The sequence below is a fragment of the Pseudothioclava arenosa genome (genome assembly GCF_002358085.1).
GTDB classification, from domain to species: Bacteria; Pseudomonadota; Alphaproteobacteria; order Rhodobacterales; family Rhodobacteraceae; genus Pseudothioclava; species Pseudothioclava arenosa.
The window spans coordinates 1-24307 of sequence record NZ_NTJD01000001.1; the positions used below are offsets into that span (position 1 = coordinate 1).

26 protein-coding genes and 1 tRNA gene are annotated in these 24307 nt (G+C 65.4%); 16 read left to right on the forward strand and 11 right to left on the reverse strand.

Features of this window, described 5'->3' with window-relative positions; all coding sequences use genetic code 11:
• Positions 1 to 47 precede the first annotated feature (47 nt).
• Both CLN94_RS00005 and CLN94_RS00010 read left to right on the forward strand, forming a co-directional pair.
• A tRNA-Met gene (locus tag CLN94_RS00005) sits at positions 48 to 124 on the forward strand.
• Between the two features lie 139 nt (positions 125 to 263).
• The gene (locus tag CLN94_RS00010; protein WP_096429753.1) at positions 264 to 605 is read left to right on the forward strand and encodes a zinc ribbon domain-containing protein YjdM; all 342 of its coding nucleotides are present in this window, start codon (positions 264 to 266) and stop codon (positions 603 to 605) included.
• Between the two features lie 8 nt (positions 606 to 613).
• Here CLN94_RS00010 and CLN94_RS00015 read toward each other — a convergent pair whose 3' ends face one another.
• Positions 614 to 1384 carry a pyrroline-5-carboxylate reductase family protein gene (locus CLN94_RS00015; protein WP_096429755.1) on the reverse strand — a complete coding sequence of 257 codons (771 nt, stop codon included), beginning with the start codon at positions 1382 to 1384 and terminating at the stop codon, positions 614 to 616.
• Positions 1385 to 1498: 114 nt separating this feature from the next.
• Positions 1499 to 3412 carry an elongation factor G gene (locus CLN94_RS00020; protein WP_096429756.1) on the reverse strand — a complete coding sequence of 638 codons (1914 nt, stop codon included), beginning with the start codon at positions 3410 to 3412 and terminating at the stop codon, positions 1499 to 1501.
• A gap of 182 nt (positions 3413 to 3594) precedes the next feature.
• Between CLN94_RS00020 and cysK the strand changes: the two genes are divergently transcribed.
• The 4 genes from cysK to CLN94_RS00040 all read left to right on the forward strand — a co-directional run bounded on the left by cysK (position 3595) and on the right by CLN94_RS00040 (position 6980).
• Positions 3595 to 4569, forward strand: a complete 975-nt coding sequence (cysK, locus tag CLN94_RS00025) for a cysteine synthase A (RefSeq protein WP_096429757.1) — start codon at positions 3595 to 3597, stop codon at positions 4567 to 4569.
• A gap of 170 nt (positions 4570 to 4739) precedes the next feature.
• A complete protein-coding gene (locus CLN94_RS00030) occupies positions 4740 to 5192 on the forward strand; it encodes a TadE/TadG family type IV pilus assembly protein (protein WP_179300189.1) in 453 nt (150 codons plus the stop codon).
• Positions 5189 to 5620, forward strand: a complete 432-nt coding sequence (locus tag CLN94_RS00035; RefSeq protein WP_096429759.1) for a TadE/TadG family type IV pilus assembly protein — start codon at positions 5189 to 5191, stop codon at positions 5618 to 5620. Before CLN94_RS00030 ends, CLN94_RS00035 begins: the two co-directional genes overlap by 4 nt.
• Position 5621: 1 nt before the next feature.
• A complete protein-coding gene (locus CLN94_RS00040) occupies positions 5622 to 6980 on the forward strand; it encodes a pilus assembly protein TadG-related protein (protein ID WP_096429761.1) in 1359 nt (452 codons plus the stop codon).
• A 29-nt stretch (positions 6981 to 7009) separates the two neighbouring features.
• On the opposite strand, the gene CLN94_RS00045 is transcribed toward CLN94_RS00040, so the two are convergent.
• Complete coding sequence (locus tag CLN94_RS00045) at positions 7010 to 7849, reverse strand: MurR/RpiR family transcriptional regulator (protein WP_245845004.1); 840 nt, start codon at positions 7847 to 7849, stop codon at positions 7010 to 7012.
• Between the two features lie 163 nt (positions 7850 to 8012).
• Between CLN94_RS00045 and CLN94_RS00050 the strand changes: the two genes are divergently transcribed.
• The 5 genes from CLN94_RS00050 to CLN94_RS00070 all read left to right on the forward strand — a co-directional run bounded on the left by CLN94_RS00050 (position 8013) and on the right by CLN94_RS00070 (position 14228).
• Positions 8013 to 8975: a TAXI family TRAP transporter solute-binding subunit gene (locus CLN94_RS00050; protein ID WP_096429765.1), complete on the forward strand. Its 963-nt coding sequence runs from the start codon at positions 8013 to 8015 to the stop codon at positions 8973 to 8975.
• A gap of 96 nt (positions 8976 to 9071) precedes the next feature.
• Positions 9072 to 11699 carry a TRAP transporter permease gene (locus CLN94_RS00055; protein WP_096429767.1) on the forward strand — a complete coding sequence of 876 codons (2628 nt, stop codon included), beginning with the start codon at positions 9072 to 9074 and terminating at the stop codon, positions 11697 to 11699.
• A gap of 11 nt (positions 11700 to 11710) precedes the next feature.
• Positions 11711 to 12136, forward strand: a complete 426-nt coding sequence (locus CLN94_RS00060) for a universal stress protein (protein WP_096429769.1) — start codon at positions 11711 to 11713, stop codon at positions 12134 to 12136.
• Positions 12137 to 12138: 2 nt separating this feature from the next.
• Complete coding sequence (locus tag CLN94_RS00065) at positions 12139 to 13467, forward strand: aspartate aminotransferase family protein (RefSeq protein WP_096429771.1); 1329 nt, start codon at positions 12139 to 12141, stop codon at positions 13465 to 13467.
• On the forward strand, positions 13464 to 14228 hold the full coding sequence (locus CLN94_RS00070; RefSeq protein WP_096429773.1) for a beta-keto acid cleavage family enzyme: 765 nt from the start codon (positions 13464 to 13466) through the stop codon (positions 14226 to 14228). Before CLN94_RS00065 ends, CLN94_RS00070 begins: the two co-directional genes overlap by 4 nt.
• Positions 14229 to 14232: 4 nt before the next feature.
• On the opposite strand, the gene CLN94_RS00075 is transcribed toward CLN94_RS00070, so the two are convergent.
• The 8 genes from CLN94_RS00075 to CLN94_RS00110 form a co-directional block, all read right to left on the reverse strand.
• Positions 14233 to 15231 (reverse strand): hypothetical protein, encoded by a 999-nt coding sequence (locus CLN94_RS00075; RefSeq protein WP_096429775.1) that lies wholly within the window; start codon positions 15229 to 15231, stop codon positions 14233 to 14235.
• Positions 15228 to 15908 (reverse strand): ABC transporter ATP-binding protein, encoded by a 681-nt coding sequence (locus CLN94_RS00080; protein WP_096429777.1) that lies wholly within the window; start codon positions 15906 to 15908, stop codon positions 15228 to 15230. The genes CLN94_RS00075 and CLN94_RS00080 overlap by 4 nt, the downstream gene beginning before the upstream one ends.
• 10 nt (positions 15909 to 15918) lie before the next feature.
• On the reverse strand, positions 15919 to 17061 hold the full coding sequence (locus CLN94_RS00085; protein ID WP_096429779.1) for an ABC transporter permease: 1143 nt from the start codon (positions 17059 to 17061) through the stop codon (positions 15919 to 15921).
• Positions 17058 to 17399 carry a hypothetical protein gene (locus CLN94_RS00090; RefSeq protein WP_096429781.1) on the reverse strand — a complete coding sequence of 114 codons (342 nt, stop codon included), beginning with the start codon at positions 17397 to 17399 and terminating at the stop codon, positions 17058 to 17060. The genes CLN94_RS00085 and CLN94_RS00090 overlap by 4 nt, the downstream gene beginning before the upstream one ends.
• Entirely contained in the window at positions 17396 to 17932 is a 537-nt protein-coding gene (locus CLN94_RS00095; RefSeq protein WP_096429783.1) for a nitrous oxide reductase accessory protein NosL, read from the reverse strand. The genes CLN94_RS00090 and CLN94_RS00095 overlap by 4 nt, the downstream gene beginning before the upstream one ends.
• A gap of 72 nt (positions 17933 to 18004) precedes the next feature.
• Complete coding sequence (locus CLN94_RS00100) at positions 18005 to 18607, reverse strand: nitrous oxide reductase accessory protein NosL (protein WP_096429785.1); 603 nt, start codon at positions 18605 to 18607, stop codon at positions 18005 to 18007.
• 120 nt (positions 18608 to 18727) lie between these two features.
• A complete protein-coding gene (locus tag CLN94_RS00105) occupies positions 18728 to 19108 on the reverse strand; it encodes a DUF2946 family protein (RefSeq protein WP_096429787.1) in 381 nt (126 codons plus the stop codon).
• Between the two features lie 179 nt (positions 19109 to 19287).
• Positions 19288 to 19749: an Lrp/AsnC family transcriptional regulator gene (locus CLN94_RS00110; protein WP_096429789.1), complete on the reverse strand. Its 462-nt coding sequence runs from the start codon at positions 19747 to 19749 to the stop codon at positions 19288 to 19290.
• 146 nt (positions 19750 to 19895) lie between these two features.
• Here CLN94_RS00110 and CLN94_RS00115 point away from each other — a divergent pair, with 146 nt between their 5' ends.
• The 5 genes from CLN94_RS00115 (at position 19896) to CLN94_RS00135 (ending at position 24294) form a co-directional block, all read left to right on the forward strand.
• A complete protein-coding gene (locus tag CLN94_RS00115; protein WP_096430662.1) occupies positions 19896 to 21131 on the forward strand; it encodes a thiamine pyrophosphate-dependent dehydrogenase E1 component subunit alpha in 1236 nt (411 codons plus the stop codon).
• A 1-nt stretch (position 21132) separates the two neighbouring features.
• Complete coding sequence (locus tag CLN94_RS00120) at positions 21133 to 22146, forward strand: alpha-ketoacid dehydrogenase subunit beta (protein ID WP_096429791.1); 1014 nt, start codon at positions 21133 to 21135, stop codon at positions 22144 to 22146.
• Between the two features lie 3 nt (positions 22147 to 22149).
• Positions 22150 to 23355 carry a dihydrolipoamide acetyltransferase family protein gene (locus CLN94_RS00125; RefSeq protein WP_096429793.1) on the forward strand — a complete coding sequence of 402 codons (1206 nt, stop codon included), beginning with the start codon at positions 22150 to 22152 and terminating at the stop codon, positions 23353 to 23355.
• 184 nt (positions 23356 to 23539) lie between these two features.
• The gene (locus tag CLN94_RS00130; protein WP_096429795.1) at positions 23540 to 24040 is read left to right on the forward strand and encodes a ferredoxin-type protein NapF; all 501 of its coding nucleotides are present in this window, start codon (positions 23540 to 23542) and stop codon (positions 24038 to 24040) included.
• On the forward strand, positions 24034 to 24294 hold the full coding sequence (locus CLN94_RS00135) for a chaperone NapD (protein ID WP_096429797.1): 261 nt from the start codon (positions 24034 to 24036) through the stop codon (positions 24292 to 24294). The genes CLN94_RS00130 and CLN94_RS00135 overlap by 7 nt, the downstream gene beginning before the upstream one ends.
• The last annotated feature ends 13 nt before the right edge of the window (positions 24295 to 24307 follow it).

The following is a 24307-nucleotide window of genomic DNA, read 5'->3' on the forward strand; positions in this document are numbered from 1 at the left end:
AACAAAACCCCGATCGCAAAAATGCCCTCGGGGCAAAAAAGACCCGTCGCGGGGTGGAGCAGCCCGGTAGCTCGTCAGGCTCATAACCTGAAGGTCGTAGGTTCAAATCCTACCCCCGCAACCAAAATCACAAAGCAATATCAAGATCATGGCCTCCTCCGGGAGGCTTTTGGTGTTTGCGCAGGTCCGCTGAAAGCAAACTGGAAGCAAGCGGGGCGACTTTGTTCTGGCCTCACCCGCGTGCCGGGCGTATAGGCGAAACCATGACCGATACTCTGCCTCCGTGCCCCGAATGCGCCTCGACGTTCACCTATCAGGTGGACGCGCTGCTGATCTGTCCCGAATGCGGCCATGAATGGACGCCGGGCGCGGCGACGACCGGAGCGACCGAGGTGCGCGACAGCGTCGGCAACTTGTTGGCCGATGGCGATACCGTGACGGTGATCAAGGATCTCAAGCTCAAGGGCTCGTCTTCGGTGATCAAGGTCGGGACCAAGGTGCGCGGCATCCGGCTGGTCGATGGCGATCACGATATCGACTGCAAGATCCCCGGGATCGGGCCGATCGGGCTCAAGTCGCAATTCGTCAAGAAGGTCTCGGACTGAACCGGACTCTAGTCCGCCCGCATTTCGCGGGCGCGCTCGGTCGCGGCCTCCAAGGCGGCCTGAATCGCACGTGAGAACCCGGCCTCTTCGGCCTTGTTCAGCCCTACCGCCGTTGTCCCGGCATAGTCGATGAAGGCCTGCACAAGGGCGGGGGCTTCGTGCATTTTGCCCTTCAACAATTGCGCTGCATCGCAGATGACCGCCTCGGCGGCGCGTTCCGCGACTTCGCGCGAAAGCCCCGCCGCGCGCAGAAACTCCATCATCGCGACCGCCATCAATGCCGGATACGCGGAGCCGGACCCCGAAAGCGCCGTCATCAGGTCGAGATGGTCTTCTTCGGTCAACTCGTCTTCGCCGCCAGTCACAGACAGGATTGCACGCGCCTGCGCCTTATCCGCAGGGCTGGCCGCCGGGCCCGCGACCCAAGGCGTGTAACCGGCGCGGATCTCGGCGGCGGCATTCGGCATGGCGCGAATGCTGCGCGGGCCAAGCGCCGAAATCGGAACCCCGGCCATCATCGAGATCACCAGCTTGCCGTGCGCCTCCAGTGCCAGCGCCGGCCAATCCTCGGGCCGGACCGAGACTATGATGACGTCCGCGCGCTCGACAAGCTCGGCAGCATCGCGTGCCCAGCTGACGGCATGGCCGAAATACGTGCCAGGGCGACCGTCACGCCGCAGGATGATCAGTTCGGGCGCGGCGACCGTGCCGGTTTCGACCAGCGCCCGCCCCAAGGCCGCGCCGATCCAGCCGCAGCCGCCGATGATGCCGATCTTCATGGCCCCCTCCTGTGCGCAGCACCTTGCAGCCGACGCGGTGCGGCCAGCCTAGCGCCGTGAGTGCCGGGTCCTCAAGGATCAAGGCCGCACGTCTGCTGAGGTGCGACGCCGGGATCAGCCCGCGACCAATTCGGCCAGCTCTTCCTTGCGCGCTTCCTGATAGTGATCGAAGCCGCTGGTGAACCAGGCGGTGCCGCGCGTGGCACCAGCAAGCGCCGCGAACAGGTCATCCTCGGCGGCCATCGGCAACAGCAGCTGGAACACGTCCCAGCCCGCGGCAGTTTCATGCGCCTCGAAGCCCAGCACCTGCCCCTTGAGCCCCGAGACCAGCGGCACCAGCGCCCCCGAGAAGACCGAAGGCACGTGGATGTCGATCTTCATGATCGGCTGCAACAGCACCGTGCCGACCTCGGCCAGCGCCTCGCGGATCGCGTTCTTGCCCGCCGTGCGGAAGGCGAAATCCGAGCTGTCGACCGAATGCGTCTTGCCGTCCTTCAGCTCGACCGAGACATCGACCACCGGGAAACCCATCGGCCCCTCAGTCAGCGCCTCGCGCGCGCCCGCCTCGACCGAGGGGATGTAGTTGCGCGGCACCGCGCCGCCCTTGACCGTCTCGGAGAAGGCAAAGCCCGACCCGCGCGCCTCGGGGCGCAGCTCGACCACGACATCGGCGAATTGCCCGGCGCCACCGGTCTGCTTGCGGTGGCGATGGTGGATTTCGGTGCTGCGACGGATGGTTTCGCGCAGCGCGGGCGGCACGGGCGCCTCGTTCACCGCGACACCGAAATCGTCGGCGATCTTGGCCAGCACGCGGCGCAGGTGCAGCGGGCCTTGCGTCGCCAAAGTCGGATTGCCGGTCTTTTCATCCTGCGAGACGCGCAGGCCGGGGTCGATCTCGGACAGGCGATCAAGCGCGGTCAGAAGGCGGCTGTCGTCTTTCTCGTGCTCGGGCGTGATGAGGCGCCGATAGGAGGAGGCATGGACGCTCGCCCAGCCGGGCAGGGGCGCGCTGGCGCCCGCGTCGAACAGGCTGCCCGCCGAGAGGTGATCGGATTTCACCGCCAGCCCGATCTGACCGGGCGCCAGCGTGCCAAGCGCCGTTTTCGCATCGAGATCGGTGACCGAGCCGAGGTTCGCCCCGCCAAGCGGCGCACCGCCCGCGACCGTGCCGCCGGTCGCGCGCAGCAGCACGACCTTGCCGAGGTGACGGATCACGTCGGCCAGCGCGCCGACGGCCAGTGCCTCGGTGGCCAGCCGCTCTTGCGCGACTTCGACACCCGGCGCGTCATGGCGCAGCGATTTCATCAGCCGCGTGATGCCGTGGCCCTGGCTGGCCGAGCCCATGAAGCAGGCCACGAGGTCATGATGCTGCAAGGTCCGCGAGGCGATTTCATAGACCTCCTCGACGGGGGGCTGCTTGTCCTCGATCAGCTCTTCCATCAGCGTGTCGTCGAAATCGGCATAGCTTTCCAGAAGCTCGGCACGCGCCTCTTCCTCGCGCTCCTTCACGCTGTCGGGCATCTCGATCAGGACCGAGTGCTTGCCGTCCTCGAATTTCCACGCCCGCTCCGAGACCAGATCGACGAAGCCGGTGATCTGGTCACCGTCGCGGATCGGGACTTCGCGCAGCACGATGTGGTGGCGTGAATAGGTCTGTAGCGCCGAGACCACCTCGGAGATGCGGCTTTGCGCGGTGTCGATGCGGTTGATGAAGAGGATGCAGGGCACGCCCGCCTCTTCGACCATGCGCATGTAGGGCGCGGCGAGCACGGCGGCATCGGCATCAGCGGGCACGCAGACCAGCGCGATATCCGAGGCCGCCAGCGCCGGGCCGACCGGGCCGAGATTCTCGGAGCCGCCCGCGATGTCGATCGCCGCCCAGTCCTCGCCCATGAAGCCGAAGGAGGTCACGCTGGCGACACCCGGAACCGAAAGGCTCTTGCCGGGGCTGCCCTCAAGGCCGGCCAGCGCCTGCACGAGTGTTGACTTGCCGGAATTCGACGGCCCCAGAACGGTGAAGACACGCATGGCTTTCTCCTTCTCTATGTTGGCGTCAACTCTAGACCTTTGCCGGGGGCCGACCTTGAGCGAAATCAATCGCGCCGGGGCAACCCGCCTTTGGCACAGGTTGCGCCGGACCGCGCTGCGGGCGTAAAACTGGAGGTTCCGGTGCCGCCTCCTGCGCGGGCCGCCAAAAGGGAGGATTTGGGATGGCTATCTATGCCGACAACTCGCTGAGCATCGGCCGCACGCCGCTGGTGCGGCTCAACCGCCTGACCGAGGGTGCGGGCGCCACGGTGCTGGCCAAGATCGAGGGCCGCAACCCCGCCTATTCGGTCAAGTGCCGGATCGGTGCCGCGATGATCTGGGACGCGGAAGAGCGTGGCCTGCTTGGCCCGGGCAAGGAGATCGTCGAGCCGACCTCGGGCAATACCGGGATCGCGCTGGCCTTCGTTGCGGCCGCACGCGGCATTCCGATCACCCTGACCATGCCCGAAACGATGAGCCTCGAGCGGCGCAAGCTGCTTCTGGCCTATGGCGCGAAGCTGGTGCTGACCGAAGGCGCCAAGGGGATGAAGGGCGCCATCGAAAAGGCCGAGGAGATCGCGGCCTCGGACCCGGCGCGCTACGTGCTCCTGCAGCAGTTCAAGAACCCGGCCAACCCGGCGATCCACATGAAGACCACCGGCCCCGAGATCTTTGAGGATACCGAGGGCCAGGTCGATATTTTCGTCGCGGGCGTTGGCACCGGCGGCACGATCACCGGCGTTAGCCGCTATCTCAAGCAGGAACGCGGCCTGCCCGTGACCACGGTCGCGGTCGAGCCCTCGGCCAGCCCGGTGCTGACCCAGACCCGTGCGGGCGAGGCACCGCAGCCCGCCCCGCACAAGATCCAAGGGATCGGCGCGGGCTTCGTGCCCGACATTCTCGACCTCGGGCTGGTCGATGCGGTCGAGCAGGTCTCGAACGAAGAGGCGCTGGACACGGCGCTGCGGCTTGCGCGTGAGGAGGGCATCCTCTCGGGGATCTCCTGCGGCGCCGCGACGGCGGTCGCGCTGCGGCTCGCGCGCCGCCCCGAGAACGCGGGCAAGACGATCGTGGTGATCCTGCCCGATTCCGGCGAACGCTATCTGTCCTCGGCCCTGTTCGAGGGCGTGTTCGACGCCAGCGGCGCCCCGGCCTGAGGCGGGTCGAAACCTTGCCGATCACCCCCGGCGGCTTGTGTCGCCGGGGCCCGGACCCTGCGAGATTGTGGCAATTTCACACGTGATCGCCCCGCTCTTGCCTTAATTGGGTCTAAATTCCTCCGCATCGCACCAGCAGAATGATCCCGTGTGAATCGGGAGCGCGTGCTGTGTTCAAATCGCTGAAGTCTTTCTGGCGCCGGGAAGAGGGGGTTTCGACCATCGAAACGCTCCTGTGGTTTCCCTTTGTGCTGATGATGATTCTCGCGATGGCGGATTTCTACTTCGTGCAGACCCGTCAGGCGCTTGTGCTGCGGATGCTCGACATGGGCACCCGTTCCTTTGCCACTGGCCAGATCAAGAGCTGTTCGGAATTCCGGTATCGGATGATGGTCGACCTCGCCGAGACGATGCCGTCGATGACCTCAAGCTGCAACATCGAGGGGTCGATCCTGACCGCCTCGCTGACGGTCGGCGCCTATGATCTGGGGATGGGGATCGTTTCGAAGTTCCTCGGCGATTTCACTATCGTGTCCTCGGGCATGCAGACCTTCGAGTATGTGCCCGATACGGCCGTCGAAAAAGACACCAATACCCAGACCAACACCGGAGAATCCGCATGATCCGGGTCAACGCCTCCGCTCCGTTTCTCACGCGCCTCCGGGTGCTGCGCCGGTTCCGCGCCGCCGAGGACGGCAGCGCCACCGTCGAGGTGATGCTGTGGTTCCCGTTCTTTCTGGTGTTCTTTTTCACCATCCTCGAGGCGACGCATATGTTCTATGCCACCTCGCAGATCCGCCGCATCGTGCAGGATGCCAGCCGCCAATATGTGCGCGGCGCCTTCGACAATACCAGCGCGCTTGAAAACTGGCTGGAGGCAACCCTCGAACCCTACGCGCCGAATGCAGATGCCAGAGCCAGCGTCGCCCTCGATGGCCGCCTGACCACGCGGGTGATCTTTCCGGAATCGGATGTGGATTTCACCGGGCTTTCGGCGGTGATCGGCGGTTTCGATATCGAAGTCGACGCAGTCGTTCAGACGGAGCTGTAAGATGATCAGGAAACACCTTTCGACGAAACTCGACCGGCTCCTGCACGAGGAGACCGGCAGCATCACGATCTGGTCGCTGTTCAACCTGATCCTGCTCTGCACCTTCGCGGGGTTGGCGATCGACGTGAACAACGCCGTCCAATCGCGCACGCAGCTTCAGGGCGCGGCGGATGCGGCGGGGCATGCGGCGCTGTATTACCGGCTGCGCAACCCCGAGGATTTCGCGATCCAAAAAGCGCAGGAAGTCGCCGCGCAGAACATGCCGACCTCGATCTTCGGCAACATCATCGCGACGACCGATGTCGAATTCGGCGACTGGGACAGCGTGGACCGCACCTTCACCGTCGATAGTGGCAACCGCACCGCCGTGCGCGTCACCGCGCGCCGGGTCGCCTCGCGGGCCAACGCGGTGCGCACCTTCCTCCTGCGCTTCATGGGCATGAGCGAGCTGGACATCAACACGGTCTCGGTCTGGGATGCGGAAGACGGTTTCTGCCCGCCGCGCAGCCCCGACAAGAAACGCGGCGAAGGTTTCTTTGCCATGGGCATGGTCGACATGCAGACCGCCAACAGCTTTTACGACGGGTTCTGCGTGCACTCCGAAGACTACGTGAAGGTCTCGCAGGACAACTATTTCGAAGAGGGCGTGATCGTCTCGATGCCGGATCAGTATGACCTGCAGCTGCCCGCCAGCGGGATGGAAAAGAACGATGGCCTGCCCGAGGCGCTGCGCTCGATGAATTACAATCTCGAGTCCTTCTTCAACGGCCTGCCGGACCTGATTTCGGAGTATAACGACCCGACTTCCGAGGCGATGCCCGATTTCATTACCGACACCTCGGCCGTGAATGAGGTGAACCTGCAAAACCCGGCAGCCAAGCTGGTTCAGAGCATGTTGCTTGAGGGCGCGGTCAACCGGGTCAACTGCAAGGGCTCGAACCTGACGATCGATCAGGACGCGGTGCTGCATGACGTGGTGATCATCACCGATTGCAACATCAAGTTCATGATGGGCGCCGCGCTTGAAAACGTGACGCTGATCACCACCAGTACCGATGACAAGTCGATCGACGGCCCGCAGGGCGTGCGCCTAGGCGCCAATGACTACTGCTCCACCGGCGAGGACGGGGTGACGGTCATCACCATGGGCGGGGCGAGCTTCGCCGCCGAATTTCAGGGTTACGGCGTGAACATGATCGCCAAGAGCAACCTCAATCTCGCGGCTGCGGCCGATGGTCTGGCCGGGGTGAACTTCATGTCCGGCGGCGAGATCGACATCACCGCGCTCAGCGATTTCGGCTTCTGCGCCAACGGTCCGCCGCAGGATTTCATCATCCCGGTCATTCGCATGGTGATGTAAGGATCAGGGCGGGCCAACCCCGCCCTTTCTCACGACCGCACGTAGCCGCCGTATCCCGAGATCCGTTCTTCGAACTGGGCGATCTGCGTGGCCGCCTTGGTGCTGCGCGCGGTCATCGCAGCGAGGATCAGCTCGACCACCAGAAAAGCGCTGTTGAGCGAGGGCATCAGATGCGGGCCGGTCATCGGCAGGCGGATCACCTTCCAGGCATCCACGGCAATCGGCGAATTGTGGGAATCCGTCAGGGCTAGAATGCGCGCCCCGCGATCCCGCGCGATCTGGCAGGCGCGCACGACTTCGGAGGAGTAATGCTCATAGGTGATGCCGATCACGATATCCTCGGGCGTGGTGCCTGACACCTGATCGAGGATCGCGCCGGGCACCTGCGGAACAGGTTCGAAATTCTCGAAGGCCATGTTGCCGACGTAAGACATGTAATGCGCGACCGAGTAGCAGCTGCGCACGCCGATCGAATAGATCCGCCGCGCCTCCAGCAATGGGGTGATGCAGCTGTCGATCAGCTGCAGCCCCGCCGGCGAGGTCACCCGGTCCAGGTTCTCGCGGTTCGCGGCGATCACCGAGCTATAGACATCCGCATCCGCCAGACTCTGCAACGCCCGCGCCCGCGCGCCATAAGAGGGCGTCTGGCTCTGCAGAAGCTGGCGCACTTCGTCGCGAAAGGCGTCGAACCCATCGTAGCCAAGCTCGCGCGACAGCCGCGTCACCAGATTGGGGTCGACATCGGCCTTGTGGGCCAGACCGCGAATCGAACTGAAGGCGATCTCGTGCCAGTGCTCCAGAAGCCAGAGCGCGAAGCCGCTCAGCTTCGGAGGGGCCGATCGCGCCACAGCGCGCAGGGACGCAAGCATTTTTTCTTCTGGAGTCATGGGTTTGCCGGGATTTTCGAGCGAGTTGATCGCGGCAGCTTAGCGCATCTCGCGCCGAAAAGAAAACATTTGCGTCATTGCATTTTCCCAATTAATGCATTTGTATCAATGCAGGGAAAACCCCACACTTCAGGGAGAGGAATTCATGAAATTCTCGAAGATCGGCCTCGCTGCCGGAATGTTTGCCTTGGCTACGCCGGTGTTTGCTCAGGGGACGTTTGTCTCGATCGGCACCGGTGGGGTCACCGGGGTCTACTATCCCACGGGCGGCGCGATCTGCCGGATGATGTCGAAAACCCGTGCCGAGCACGGTATCCGCTGCGCCGTGGAATCGACCGGCGGTTCGGTCTACAACGTGAACGCGGTGCGCGGTGGCGAGCTGGAATTCGGCGTCGCGCAGTCGGACGTGCAGTTCAAGGCCTATAACGGCGAAGGCTCGTTCGCCGAGCAGGGCGCCAACCCCGATCTGCGTTCGGTCTTCTCGATCCACCCCGAGCCCTTCACCGTGGTGGCCCGTGCCGATGCCGGCGTGACCGATTTCGCCGACCTCAAGGGCAAGCGCGTGAACGTGGGCAACCCGGGTTCGGGCCAGCGCGACACGATGGAAGTGCTGATGGCTGCGCTGGGCTGGACGATGGGCGATTTCGCGCTGTCCTCCGAGCTTCAGGCCGCCGAGCAAAGCCAGGCGCTGTGCGACAACAACATCGACGCGATGGTCTATACCGTCGGCCACCCGTCGGGTTCGATCCAAGAGGCGACCACCGCCTGTGACTCGGTTCTGGTCAATGTTGCCGGCCCCGAGGTCGACAAGCTGATCGAAGAGCACCCCTACTACCGCAAGGCCACCATTCCGGGCGGCATGTATCGCGGCACCGACAGCGATGTGACCACCTTCGGCGTGGGCGCCACGCTGGTGACTTCGGCCTCGGTTCCCGATGAGGTCGTCTATCAACTCGTGAAAGCCGTGTTCTCGGATATCGACCAGTTCCGTGGCCTGCACCCGGCCTTCGCCAATCTCGACCCCAAGGAAATGGCCAATGACGGCCTGTCGGCTCCGCTGCATCCGGGCGCCGAAAAGTATTTCCGCGAGGCTGGCCTGATCGACTGAGCCAGGCCCTGCGGCCTGTGCCGCAGCGCGTAACAGTCGGGGCCGCCGCAAAAGCTGCGGCGGCCCTTTTTGTAACTCAACGCGAATGAGGGCGAGATGACGGAAGAGGCCAAGGGACGCGAGTTTACCGATGCCGAGCTGCAGGATCTGGTTGCCAGCACGGATAGCGGTGGCCGATCTCCGGAAAACCGAAACGTCGCCCTGTTCATTTCCGCGACCGCGTTCCTGTGGTCGGTGTTCCAGCTCTGGATCGCGCAGCCGCAGCTCTGGTTCGCGAAATACCTGCCGGTGATGAACTCGTCGCAGACGCGGCCGGTTCACCTTGGCTTTGCGATCCTTCTGGCCTTCCTTGCCTATCCCGCGCTGAAACGCTCGCCGCGCAACCGCATTCCGATTACCGACTGGATGATGGCGGCGGTGGGGGCGGGTTGCGCCTTTTACGTCTTCCTGTTCTCGCGTGAGCTGGCGATGACGGCACGCTCGGGCCTGCCGACGCAGACGCAGATCATCATCGGCGCGGTCGGCATCGTACTCTTGCTGGAGGCCTCGCGGCGTGCGCTCGGCCCGGCGCTGACCATCGTCGGCGGCATTTTCCTGCTCTACGCCTATATGGGCACGGGCTGGCTGATCCCCGACATCATCGAGCATTCCGGGCTTTCCTTCACGGCGATCATCAACGCGCAATGGCTTGATACCACGGGCGTTTTCGGGATCCCGCTGGGGGTTTCGACGGCTTTTGTCTTCCTCTTCGTGTTGTTCGGGGCGATCCTCGACAAGGCGGGGGCGGGCAATTACTTCATCCAGCTTGCCTTTGCCGGTCTGGGCGCGCTGCGCGGTGGTCCGGCAAAGGCCGCCGTGGTCGGCTCGGCAATGACCGGGCTGATCTCGGGCTCGTCGATTGCGAACGTCGTAACCACCGGCACTTTCACCATCCCGCTGATGAAGCGCGTGGGCTTTTCCAGCGAAAAGGCAGGCGCGGTCGAGGTGGCCTCGTCGGTGAACGGCCAGATCATGCCGCCGGTGATGGGCGCCGCGGCCTTCCTGATGGTCGAGTTCGTCGGGATTTCCTACGTCGAGGTGATCAAGCACGCCTTCATCCCGGCGGTGATCTCCTACATCGCGCTGGTCTATATCGTGCACCTCGAGGCGCTCAAGAAAGACATGCCCGCGCTGGGCGAGGCGGCCAATCTCGGGCGGATGTTCCTGAAGATCGCGATCGGCTTCGTGGTGACCGGCGCGGCCTTCACGGCGCTGGTCTATGGCGTGCAGGGCCTGCGCGCCGCCGCCCCGGCCATCGCCGATCCGGTGGTGATGGTGGCGATCGTCGTCGCCTATGTCTGGGCGGTGCGCACCGCCGCGCGTCACCCCGACCTGATGCTCGATGATCCGAACGCCAAGAAGTTCACCCTGCCCACCGTGGCCGAGGTGTTCCCGACCGGGCTGCATTATCTGCTGCCGATCCTCGTGCTGGTCTGGTTCCTGATGATCGAGATGCAGTCGCCCGCGAAATCCGCCTTCTACGCGGTGGCAGTGATGCTGATGATCATCGTCACGCAGCGCCCGCTCAAGGCGATGTTCCGCGGCGAGTCGACGGGCGATGCCGCGCGGGCGGGGATCTGCGATCTGATCGAGGGGATGATCGCGGGCGCGCGCAACATGATCGGGATCGGCGTGGCCACGGCTGCCGCCGGGATCATCGTCGCCACCGTTACCAAGACCCCGATCGGCACCGAACTGGCCGGTCTGGTCGAGGTGCTCTCGGGCGGCAACCTGATGGTGATGCTGCTGCTGATCGGGGTGTTCTCGCTGATCCTCGGGATGGGGCTGCCGACCACGGCGAACTATATCGTGGTCTCGTCGCTGATGGCCTCGGTGGTGGTGACGCTGGGCGCGCAGGAAGGGCTGATCGTGCCGCTGATCGCCGCGCATCTCTTCGTCTTCTACTTCGGGATCATGGCGGATGTGACGCCGCCGGTGGGGCTTGCCAGTTTCGCCGCCGCCGCCGTGTCGGGCGGTGACCCGATCCGCACGGGCTTTACCGCCTTCTTCTATTCGCTGCGCACCGTCGCGCTGCCCTTCCTGTTCATCTACAACCCGACGCTGATCCTCTACGGCGTCGATCTGGGGACGATGGCCGGGATGATGCAGGCGGTCTTTGTGTTCTGCGTGGCAACGGTCGCGATGCTTCTGTTCGCGGCGGCGACGCAGGGTTATTTCCTCGCGCCCTCGAAGCTGTGGGAAAGCGCCGCGCTGTTGCTGGTGGCCTTCACGCTCTTCGTGCCCGGCTTCTGGCTGGACCGGATCCAGCCGCGCTTCAATGAGCTGCCCGCGACGCAACTGGCCGCAGCCTTCGACGATGCCTCACCAGGCGATACGGTGCGCTTTGTGGTGGCAGGGCCGGGCTTTACCGACGGCAAGCTGACCCAGCTCACGCTGGTGCACACGGTGGCTGATGCCGATCCTGCGACCGGGCGGGCCGATGCCGCTGGGCTCTTGCTGATGCCCGAGGGCGACAAGCTCTTCATGGACGAGCCGATGTTCGGCACGCCCTATCAGGAAAAGCTGTCGGGCTTTGACTTCTACACCGATCAGCGGGTCGAGGTGGTCAGCCTGCTCAGCCCCGCGCATCGGATGCCGAAACAGGTCTTCTACCTGCCGGCGCTGCTGCTTCTGGCGCTTGTCGTGATGATGCAGCGCCGCCGTCAGACCAAACCCGCCTTCTGAGGAGAGACACGATGGCAAAGACGATCCTGCTTCCGGTCGACCTGGGCAATGGGGTGGAGAACACCAATGCGCTGGCCGCCGCACTTGAGATCCTGGGCGAGGGCGGGCTGCTGCATGTGGTGACGGTGATGCCCGATTTCGGACTGCCACAGGTCAGCGGCTTTTTCCGCAAGGGCTATGAAAAGGACGCGCTGGCGGCGATGGGGCAGGCCCTGACCGATTGGGTCAAGGCAAACGTGCCCGATAATGTCGTGGTGCATCCGCATGTGCTGCACGGCACGATCTACGACGAGATCCTGCGCGCTGCGAACAAGCTCAAGGTGGATGTGATCGTGATCGGATCGCATCGCCCCGAGCTGAAGGACTACCTGCTGGGGCCCAATGCCGCGCGCGTGGTGCGCCATGCGACCCAATCCGTTTACGTTGTCAGGAACTAGACATGCCCAACCATATCTTCGGCCGCTCGACCAAGGGCGCGCTGCCGACTGCCGTCGCGGGCGACGGCTGTTATCTGATCGATGCCTCCGGCAAGCGATACCTCGATGGGTCGGGGGGCGCGGCGGTGTCCTGCCTCGGCCATTCCAACGCGGCGGTGCGCGCGGCGCTTCATGCGCAGCTCGATCAGGTGGCCTTCGCCCATACCGGGTTCTTTACCTCGGAGCCCGCCGAGCAGCTTGCCGATACGCTTGTGGCGGCCGCTCCCGAAGGGATCGAACGGGTTTACCTCGTGTCGGGCGGGTCCGAGGCGGTTGAAGCCTCGCTAAAGCTTGCGCGGCAGTATTTCCTTGAAATCGGCCAGCCGCAGCGCCACCGCGTGATCGCGCGCCGCCAGAGCTATCACGGCAATACGCTGGGCGCGCTGGCCACGGGCGGCAACGAATGGCGGCGCGCGCAATTCGCGCCGATGCTGGTCGAGACTTCGCATATTTCGCCCTGTTACGAATATCGCGAGCGCGCCGAGGGCGAGAGCCTCGAAGCCTATGGGCTGCGCGCCGCCGACGAGCTGGAGGCCGAGATCCAGCGCCTCGGCCCGGAAAGCGTGATGGCCTTTGTCGCCGAGCCGGTCGTGGGGGCGACGGCTGGCGCGGTGCCTGCGGTGCCGGGCTACCTCAAGCGCATCCGCGAGATCTGCGACCGTCACGGCGTGCTGCTGATCCTTGATGAGGTGATGTGCGGCATGGGGCGGACGGGCTACCTGTTCGCCTGTCAGGAAGACGGTGTTTCACCCGACATGATCACCATCGCCAAGGGCTTGGGCGCGGGCTATCAGCCGATCGGCGCGCTTTTGGTGCAGGGCAAGATCTATGACGCGATCGCGGCAGGTTCGGGCTTTTTCCAGCATGGGCACACCTATATGGGCCACGCGATGGCAGCCGCCGCCGCCAATGCGGTGCTGGGCGAGATCCAGTCGCGCGACCTGTTGATGCGGGTGCGCGCACAGGGCGAAAAGCTTGATGCAGCGCTGCGTGCCGAACTGGGTCAGAACCCGCATGTTGGCGATATTCGTGGGCGCGGGCTGTTCCGCGGTGTCGAACTGGTTGAAAGCCGCGAGACCAAGGCGCCCTTCGATCCGGCGCGCAAGCTCAACGCCAGGATCAAGGCCGAGGCCTTCGCCGCCGGGCTGATCTGTTATCCGATGGGGGGCACGATCGACGGGCAACGTGGCGATCACGTGCTGCTGGCGCCGCCCTTCATCATCGAGGACGCGCAGATCGACGAGCTGGTCGGTAAGCTCTCGGGCGCGATCCGTGTGGCGCTGGCCGCATGACGCCGCTGCCGCAGATCATGGTCGCGCCGAACGGGGCGCGGCTGACCAAGGCTGACCATCCCGCCCTGCCGGTGACGATCCCCGAGATCGTCGCCTGCGCGCGGGCCTGCCACGAGGCCGGGGCGGACGGGTTGCACGCCCATGTCCGCGACGCAGATCAACGCCACGTGCTGGATGCGGGCCTTTACCGCGAATTGCTGGCCGAGCTGGACCTGCAACTGCCGGGCTTCTACGCGCAGATCACCACCGAGGCCGTAGGCCAATATTCCCCCGAGGAACAGCGCGCGCTGGTGGCAGAGGTCCAACCTAGGGCGGTCTCGGTCGCGCTGCGCGAGATCACCGAAGGTCAGGATCGCGTCGTGACCGCGCGGTTCTTTCACGACTGCCACGAGGCGGGGATCGGGCTGCAGCACATCCTGTATGACGTAGCCGATATCGACCATCTCGCGCGGCTGATCGCGGCGGGCGATGTGCCGGGCGATGACCTGAAGGCGTTGATCGTTCTGGGGCGCTACAGCGCAGGGCAACGCTCAAGCCACGCCGATCTGGACGCCCCGGCCGGGGCGCTCTTGCGGCAGGTGCCGGGGGTTGACTGGGCGGTCTGCGCCTTTGGTGCCGAGGAAACCGCCTGTCTGATGGCGGCGCGCGCGCTGGGCGGCAAGGCGCGGATCGGCTTTGAGAACAACCGCCTCAATGCCGATGGCAGGGTCGCCGCCTCGAACGCAGAGCGCGTGGCCGAACTGGTCGCGGCGGCGGCGTGACGGCTCAGCCGAACAGGATCAGCTGCGAGGTGGCGATCGCGTAAATCACCGCGAGACCGAACAGCGCATAGGCCACCATCGAAGCAATGACCTGCCGGCGCACCAGCGTGGGCAGCGCGGATTTCAGGCTGTCGACCTTGCGGAACGGGCGCAACAGCCCCGCGCCCAGCCCCATCGCCGTGCCAAAGAACAGCGGCACGTAAAGCGCATAGCCGTAATAGCCATATTCCGGCTTGAGGATGCAGAACGGGCAATGGTGGTTCGGGTGGTCGTAGATATAGGACGACACCACCGCCACGATCGCCGCCAGCGCAATCGCGAACATCGCCGCCGAGGCCAGCGCATAAAGCCGCACGCCCACCCCGGTGCGCAGCGCCAGCGCACCGATCAGCGCCAGCGCCGCGCCCGTTCCGCCCAGGAGCCACAGCGCCGTCGCCGGGGCGAGCGAGGCCATCTCATCCGAGAGGCCGGGGTTGGCGGGGGTAAACAGCTTCGAGCAGCAAGACGTGATGACATCGGTCTGCATGTTCAGGAAATAGGCCAGCTCCAGCCCCAGATCGGCCAGCACCAAGGGCACGATCAGCAAGAGCGCGGCGTATTTCACCCGCGTTAGCGGATAGTCGCGCCCCATCCGGTCGGTCCGGTCAAGGATCAGCCAGAGCACGGCGGCGAAAGCCACGGCGATTTTCACGTAAAGCGCGGGGAAGCCGTAGGCGTTCACGTTCAGCGTGCCCACCGCGCACATCGCCCCCACGAAGAGCGAGGCCATCCGGTCGGCGTTGAAGACGAACAGCAACAGCGCCGCCAGCTCGGCGAGCATGACAAAGCCGAACAGTGTCGAGACCAACTCGGTCGCGCGCTCCATGCGCAGCTGCGCGCGGCTCATGTTCGCCAGATCCCAGCGCCAGAGCACGCGCACCGCGAAGGCGCCGCTCCAGAGCGCGACCAGCGACGCGAGGGTCGCGACCAGAAGCAGGGCGAGGATCGGGGTCTGGAAAATCACGCGAATTCTCCCGTGATCTGGCCGTCGCGCAGCTCGATCACCGCATCGACGCCCTCCGCGCCCCAGATCCTCGGGTCGTGGCTGGTGATGATGACGGTGCGGCCCTCGGCACGCAGCCCGGTGACGATATCGATGAACCGCTCGGCCAGAACCGTGTCGAGGTTCGCCGTGGGCTCGTCGGCAATCAGGATCGGCGCATCGTTGATCAGCGCGCGCGCAATCGCCGCGCGCTGGGTTTCGCCGCCCGAAAGCTGCTCGACCTTCATCTGCGCCTTGCCAGCAAGGTCCAGCGCGTCAAGTCGCTCCATCGCGCGGGCGCGCACATCGGCATGGTCCTGGCCCAGCGGCACGGCGGGCAGCATCACGTTTTCCAGCACGCTCAGCCCGCGCACGAGGTTGAAGCGCTGGAACACGAAGCCGAAGGTGGTGCGGCGCAGCTCGGTCAGGAAGGACTCGGGCAGGCCCGAAACCAGTTCTCCATCGAGGCTGATCCGCCCAGAGGTTGGTCGCGCCATGCAGGCGATCAGCGACAAAAGCGTGGTCTTGCCCGAGCCGCTCGGCCCTTTCAGCACAGTGACCGCGTTGCGCGCGACGGTCAGGTCGATGCCGCGCAGCGCCTCGACCTGATTGGCCCGGCCTTCGTTGTAAAGCTTGGTGACGGATTGCAGTTCAATCATCGCTTTTTCCTCACCGCATGATCGCGTCAGGGTCGGCCGAGGCCGCGCGCCAGATCGGCACCAGCGTAGCGGCGATATAGGGCACGGTCGTCAGCAGCGCGAGCGTGGTCAGTTGCAGCCCGTCGATATGGGGCGACAGGTCAAACTCGGGGTAGATCACCGCCCAGCCCTTCAGCACAGGCGCGAACAGCGTGCCACCGAAGAAGAACACATGCAGATAGGCCGTGACCGCGCCCAGAAGGAACGCACCCAGCGAAACCAACCCGCCCTCCCAGAGCTTCATCGAGATCACGTCGCGCGTGTCCCAGCCGATCGCCTTCAGGATGCCGATCTCGCGCGCCTCTTCGGCCGACAGCCCCGAGGCCTTCTCGGCGGCGAAGATCGCGAAGGCCAAGAGCGCCGCGCCCGCCAGCGCCGCCAGAAGGCCTTCGCGCCAGTCGAACACCTTCTGATAGGTGCGGATGATGTCGTTTCGGGTGACAAAGCGCATCTCGGGCATGGCATAGCCCGCCTTTTCCACGATCTTGGCGACCTCTTGCGGGTTACGCACGCGAGCGACGACATCGGTGTAGAAGCCCGGGGCGATGCCGAAGAAGTCGCGGAAATCGGCCTCGTTCATCAGCACCAGATCCGCTGTCATCAGCGCCGAGTCGGTGCCGAAGGTGCGGCTGATGCGGAATTTCTTGAGGTCCCCGGTCTCGCGGCTCAGGAACAGCGGCGAGCCCTTCCAGGTAAAGCCCCGCGCGCGCGGAATGCCTTCGCCGACGATGACCGAGCGCGGCTCGGGGATCATCTCGGGGTCGTCGGGCACCATCACCGTGTAATTCGCGCCGTTGATCCGGTCGTAGAAATAGCCCCAGAGGCGCCCTTTCACATCGGTCACGCCGCGGATCGCAGCGACCTTGTCGATCGCCTCCGCGCCGATCAGGTCCTGACGACCCAGCACGAGGCGCTGCACCACGATCTCGGGGGCATCGGCCAGAACGGCGGTGGATTCGCTGCGCAGCGCGGCGGCGAAGAACATCGCCGAGGCGACAAAGAACACAACGACCGCGTAGATCGCGACCAGCGCGAGGTTCTTGCCCCGGCGCCGGGCGAGGGCGGCCAGCGTGTAATCGGCCAGCGAACGTTGGCGGCGAAGCCAGCGGATCATTTGGCGAACTCCTCTTCGGAAAAGCCCATCCGGCCCGAAGTGGGCAGGTCAGGCGCGGGCATCAGGCTGCCCGAGGGAAAATGGTCGAAGGCCAGCGGATGGTCCTGAAACGGGGTGTTCAGGTCGGCCTGCGAGGGGTGGCGCGTGTAGCGCGCCTCGGTGAACAGCGCGATGTCGGTCAGCCCGAGCACCCGCACCAGCCGCGCCTCTTCCGCAAGGCGCGCCTGTGTCGCCGGGCGCGAGGCCAGCGCATGGCCGATCTCGGCTGCGAAGCCCGCCGCCAGGATTGCGAGCGCGGCAAAGACCGGCCCGCTGCGCCGTTCGATCCGAAGGCTCATTCGAACTGCCCCGCGTCGAGCCCGGCCAGCATCTCGGGGGTGACCTCGTCAAAGCCGACAAGGCGCTTGCCCGCGTGGTCGCGCATGTAATCGGTCGCGTCCGCATCGCTGGCCAGCGGCACCAGCTCGTGGCCCATCGGGCCCAGCACATCCGAGCCCATCGCGTAGACGGCGGTTTTCGCATCGACCCGCGCGAGCCCGTAATATTCAGTCACGCCCATGCCGGTGATCTCCTCGAGCTTCCGGTCGGGGGCGTATTTCTGCAGGTTGGACAGGTATTTGAAGAAATCCTTCGCGCCATCGAAATGCTCGGCATGGCCGTCGGCAAAGACCACGGTCGCGATCCATTCGGGGTATTTGGCGACGAACATGCCGCAGACCGGGCAGATGTCGCGCGGCCCGGGCGCGGGCAGGTCGACCGGAACGGCATCGGCAAGCGCGGCACGCAGGCCGGGGCCGAAGTTCAGCGCGGCGGCGCCAGCCAGCAAGGTGGCCAGGGTCTGACGGCGGTTCGGGTGGCTGTGGGAGCACATGACGGTATCCTTTCGGTCGCAGGGGCAGGGCGCCGGGCCCCGCGCTGGGGCGGGACCCGGCAAGGTCTGGGGTTATTGGCCGGCAGCCTTGGCGCGACGCTCGGCGCGGCGCTTGCGGATCGCAATCGTATCCTTGGCCATTTCGCCATAGGCGAGCACCAGCGCGTCATCGAAGCCGACGAGCTGGGCGTTCGGGCCAGCGGCGGCTTCGGCCTTGGCCTTGTCGGCATAGGCGAATTTCGAGGCAGCCGTCATCGTGCCCATCTTGTCGGGGTCGATCACGTAGGTCATCGCTGCGCTATCGGCCAGCGGCTTGACCTCGGCATCCGAGCCCGCGTCGCCCGCGTAGATCATCTTGGGCCCGCGATCCATGTTCAGCGACAGCGAGATCGCCGCGCAATGCAGCGAGCAGGTGCCGTCCACGGCGTCGTCTTCGTAGACGATCAGGTGGCGCGAGTGGCTGAACATCTTGCGCATCATGCCGCAATAGGGGCAGCGCGGATATTTCTCGAACTCGTTTTCGAGCGGCGCGGTATCGACCTTCAGGAACCGGGCCAGCCCGTTCGCATCGGTCCAGTCCCAGGGCATCATCGGCGCTTCGGCCTGCGCGGCCTGGCTGGCCGCGACAAAGGCGATACCGGTCGAGGTGGTCAGCAGAAAATCACGACGTTTCATAGGAAACTCCTCCGTGTCGTAGGTCCGGGCACGATGCGCCGGACAGGGAATCTGAGGGAACGTGCCTGCAGAAAGGGGCCGCGAAGTCGCGGGCGCGCGCGCAGGCGAGCGCAGCGAAGCTCAGGCCAGCGGCGGGGCGCGGATCGGGGCGAGGGCGCGCTGATGCAGCGCCTGCACCTGAGCCTGCCGGATCGGCAGGAAGGGCGGGGCGATCAGCTCCGCCTGAAAGATCGGCGCGGCCACGGCGGCGGGCGCGTCGAAGCTGCACATGCTTGCGCTGGAGCAGACCGGGCAGGTGCTGGAGCCGTGCTGGCCGGACCCGTTCGGGGCGGGGACGCGTTGCCCCTCGGGGGTGACCAGTTCGACGCCTTCGCCGGTACAGATCTGCAAAAGGCCCGCTTGCTGCACGCGGCCCGCCTGATCGACACCGGCCACGGCGCTTGCGCCGAGATGGTCGGTGAACAGCAGCACCTGCAGCAGCATCGCGACAACAGCGATCATGCGCGCAAAGACCGCAACGCCTCTCCGGCCGGCCCGTTGCGGGGCCTTCCGTGCCAGGGCGTCCGCCGCCCGAGGGAGAGAGTTCGCGATCATGCCCGAATCCTTAACGCGTGCGGCAAGGAGGTGACTTGATCTTGCTCAAGTATCTCCGAGGCAGACTGCCGCACCCGGCGCAATCGTCAAAGCGGCAGAGCCGAGGTGTTCTTGACCACTTCAAGGATGACCGAGCTCTTGATCTCCTGCACGCCGGGCAGCACCGAGAGCCGCTCCTGCAAGAGCTGCTGGTAATGGTCGATGTCGCGCACCACGAGCCGCATGTGAAAATCGAACTCGCCGAGCAAGAGCACCGCCGTCTGCACCTCGCGCATCGCGCGGATTTCCTTTTTGAAGGCCTCGAGCGTCGCCTTGTCATGCGATTTCAGCTTGATCCGCGTCACCACATCGACCTTGAAGCCCAGCTTGCGCCGATCCAGCAGGACCGAGCGCGCGACGATCACGCCGGCCTCTTGCAGTTGCGCGATCCGGCGCGAGCAGGGCGATTGCGACAGGCCCACGCGCTCGGCGATCTGCGAGACGGTCAAGGACCCGTCCGATTGCATCACGCGCAGAATCTTGAGGTCGGTTTCATCGAGTTTCAGCATGCCTGTCCTGCAAATTGACACATCCTTGGCTGAACTATGCGTTAAATCGTAGGTCTCTGGCAATCATTGGCAGCACATTGCGCGGCTTCGGGCCTATCCTGATCTTGTGGCGCCTCGAGGAGGGGCGCCCGACGGAGGAGACCGCCATGACAGGCAAGGCAAAGCTCAGCTTCCCGCATCCGCCCGCGCGCCCCGATCAGGTACCGGATTTCTCTGCGCTCGCGATCCCCGAGGCGGGGGCGCTCGATGTGCCGCCCTACGAGATCACCGCGCCCGAGTCGCGCCCCTATGCCAACGGGTTGGTGCGGGTTCTGGATGATGCGGGGGCGGCGGTGGGCCCCTGGGCCGACTACATCGCCGACATCCCCGAGGAAGAGCTGCTGGAGGGGCTGCGCGACATGATGCGGGTGCGCGCGATCGACAAGCGGCTGATGACGGCGCAGCGGCAGGGCAAGACCTCGTTCTACATGCAGTGCACCGGCGAAGAGGCGATCGGCTGCGGCTTTCAGCGGGCGCTGTCGCAGGGCGACATGAACTTTCCGACCTATCGCCAGCAAAGCCTCTTGGTGGCGGCGGGCTATCCGCTTGAAAAGCTGATGGGGCAGATCTTTTCCAACGATCTCGACCCGGCCGAGGGGCGCCAGCTGCCGATCCTGCATTCGGCGCGCGACTATGGTTATTTCACCGTCTCGGGGAACCTTGGCACGCAATATATTCAGGCCGTGGGCTGGGCGATGGCCAATGCGCTCAGCGACAACGGCCAGATCGCGGTGGGCTGGATCGGGGATGGTGCGACGGCCTCGAACGATTTCCATTCGGCGCTTCTGTGCGCGTCCAGCTATCAGCCGCCTGTGGTGCTGAATATCGTCAACAATCAATGGGCGATCTCGACCTATACCGGCGTCGCGGCGGGGCGCGCACGCACTTACGCGGCCCGCGCGCGCGGCTATGGCGTGCCGGCTTTGCGGGTCGATGGCAACGATTATCTGGCGGTGCGGGCGGTCGCGCGCTGGGCGGTGACGCGGGCGCGCGAAGGCTTTGGCCCCACCGCGATCGAATGGTTCACCTACCGCGTCGCAGCGCATTCCTCTTCGGATGATCCCACCGCCTACCGCCCGAAGGACGAGGCCGAGCGATGGCCTCTGGGCGATCCGATCGCGCGGCTGAAGGCGCATCTGATCGGGCGCGGCGCCTGGTCCGACGAGCGTCACGCCCAGGCCGAGGCCGAGATCCGCGACGAGGTGGTGAGCGTGCAAAAACGCGTCGAGGCGCATGGCACGCTGCTCGATCCGCGCCCTGTGCCTGCGCGCACGATCTTTGATGGCGTTTATGCCGAGATGCCCCCGCATCTGGCCCGGCAGGCCCGCGAGGCGGAGGTGTGACATGGCACAGATGACGATGATCGAGGCGCTGCGCGACGCGATGGATGTGATGCTGGCGCGCGACCCGAAGGTGGTGATCTTCGGCGAGGATGTCGGCTATTTCGGCGGCGTGTTTCGCTGCACCGCAGGGCTACAGAAGAAATACGGCGAAGAGCGGGTTTTCGACACGCCGATCAACGAAAGCGCCATCGTCGGCATGGCGATCGGCATGGCCGCGCAGGGCATGCGCCCCTGCGTCGAGATGCAATTCGCCGATTACGTCTATCCGGGCTACGACCAGATCACGCAGGAAGCCTCGCGCCTGCGGCACCGCTCGGCGGGCGATTTCACCTGCCCGCTGACGATCCGCCTGCCCGCGGGTGGCGGCATTTTCGGCGGCCAGACCCATAGCCAAAGCCCCGAGGCGCTGTTCACCCATGTCGCGGGGCTGAAGGTGGTGATGCCCTCGACCCCGTATGACGCCAAGGGCCTCCTGATCGCCGCGATCGAAGACCCGGACCCGGTGATGTTTTTCGAGCCGAAGCGGCTCTATAACGGGCCGTTCTACGGCGATCATTCGGGCAAGTCGCAGGGCTGGGCGGGTCATCCCGAGGCCGAGGTGCCGGAAGGCTATTACACCGTGCCGCTGGGCCGCGCCGCGATCCGCCGACCGGGCAGCCAGGTCACCGTGCTGGCCTATGGCACGATGGTCTATATCGCCGAGGCCGCCGTCGCCGAGACCGGCATCGACGCCGAAATCATCGACCTGCGCACGCTTTTGCCGCTGGACCTTGAGACGGTCACCGCCTCCCTGCGCAAGACCGGGCGCTGCGTGGTGGTGCACGAGGCCACGCGCACCTCGGGCTTTGGGGCCGAGTTGATCGCCGAGCTGCAGGAGCACTGCTTCTGGCACCTGAAAAGCCCGATGCAGCGTGTGACCGGCTGGGACACGCCCTATCCCCATGCCGCCGAATGGGCCTATTTCCCCAGCCCCGCCCGCGTGGCCCGCGCGCTGCGCAAATCGCTTGAGGAGTGAGAGATGACGCTGATCACCGTGAAACTGCCTGATATCGGCGAAGGCGTGACCGAGGCGGAACTGGTCGAATGGGCGGTGCAGCCCGGCGATCTGGTGCAGGAAGATGACGTGCTGGCCTGTGTGATGACCGACAAGGCCAGCGTCGAGATCCCCTCGGCGGTGGCGGGTCGCGTGGTCGAGCTGGGCGGCGCCGTGGGCGAGATGATCGCCGTGGGCGGCACGCTACTGACGATCGAGGCCGAAGGCGCGGCCGAAGTGCCGCCTCCGGCCAAGGCGGCGGAACCGGCCTCGGCCGAGGAGGATGATTTCGGCGCCTATCTCGGGCTGGAGCCCTCGCCGCCGCCCCGCGCGCCGCAGACCGCGCCTGTGCAGGCCGCCCCCGCGACCCGCGCCAAGGCGAAAGAGGCCGGGATCGAGCTGAGCGATCTGATCGGCACCGGGCCTGAAGGGCGGGTGACCGCTTCGGACCTCGAGGCGGCGCTGCGGGCAACCGCGGGCAAGGCGCCCCGTCGCAGCGGCGAGACCCGTATTCCGGTGATCGGGTTGCGCCGCAAGATATCGGAGCGGCTGCAAGAGGCCCATGCGCGCATCCCTCAGATCACCATCGTCGAAGAGGTCGACGTGACCCAGATCGAAGAGCTGCGCGCCGCGTTGAACGCCGAGACCCCCGAGGCGCCCAAGCTCACGCTCTTGCCCTTCATCGCCGCGGCGTTGGCGCGGGCCCTGCGCGATCACCCCGAGATCAACGCCCATTACGACGATGCCGCCGGTGAGATCATCCGTTTCGAGGCGCTGCATCTGGGCATCGCCACCGCGACCGAGGCGGGTCTGGTGGTGCCGGTCCTGCGTCATGCCGAGGCGCTGGGCCTGCACGAGGCCGCCCGCGAGATCGCGCGTCTGGCTGAGGCTGCCCGGGCGGGCCGCGCCAGCCGCGAGGAACTGACCGGGTCGACCTTTACAGTGACCTCGCTCGGCCCCTTGGGCGCAATCGCCACGACACCGCTGGTCAATCCGCCCGAAGTGGCGATTCTGGGCATCAACAAGATCGTCACGCGCCCGCAATGGAACGGTCACGATTTTGTCCCGCGTCAGATGATGAATATTTCCGCAAGTTTCGATCATCGCGTGATTGACGGTTACGTAGCGGCAGTTTTCATTCGGAAGATCAAGGTCTTGCTCGAAATGCCCGCACGGATTTTCATCGCGTGATGGCGGCTGGCGACCTCACGGCAGCTCACGAAAACGAGAGGTGATCTGATTTAAATCAAGGCCAGAAAGGGGGTGTGGCGTCTATCAGGGGGCGAATTAAGCCCGGTGATGATCGATGCGCAAAGCGCCGTCCTCTTCCCTAGCCACCTCCCAATCTCAGTCGAGTCTGAGCGCCGCCGAGGTGATGTCTGAACGTCGCGCCTTGCTGCGCGGGCGTTTTGATTTGCCGCGTCACCCGCGGCCGATCGGTGCATTGGCACCGATGGCGTTTGAAGAGGCCTGCACCCAATGCGGCGATTGCGCGCGCGCCTGCCCCGAGGGGATTTTGATGCGCGATGCCGAGGGCTTTCCGGTTCTGGATATCCGCGAGGGTGCCTGCACGTTTTGCGGCGCCTGCACCGCCGCCTGCGAGACCGGCGCGCTGGTGGCGGGCCGGGCGTTCCCGTGGCGCGCGGCCGCCAATGACGCCTGCCTGTCGAAGAACGCCGTGCAATGCCGGATCTGCGAAGACCATTGCGACGCGCAGGCGATCCGGTTTCGTCTGCTGCCCGGCGGCTGCTCGGAGCCGCAATTCGACGCCGAACGCTGCACCGGCTGCGGCGCCTGCGCTCAGCCCTGCCCGGCGGGCGCGATCTCGCTTCATCCCTTCACGCCTCAACCCCTCATGGAGACCCGGCCATGCTGAATATCTGCGGCTGCCTCGTGCAGACCAACCCGGCAGAGACCGCCGCCGTGATCGCGGCAATCGAAGCCACCGAGGGCGGCGAAGTCCATGCCCATGAAAAGGGCCGGATCGTCGTCACGATCGAAGACACCGAAACGCAGCGCGCGTCCGACCAGATCATGGCCTTGCACCAGATCCCCGGCGTGCTCGGCGTGACGCTGACCTATCACCATTTCGAGGAGCTCGAAGACGAGCCCGCCCCCACCAATTCCTGATCCCGGAGACCAA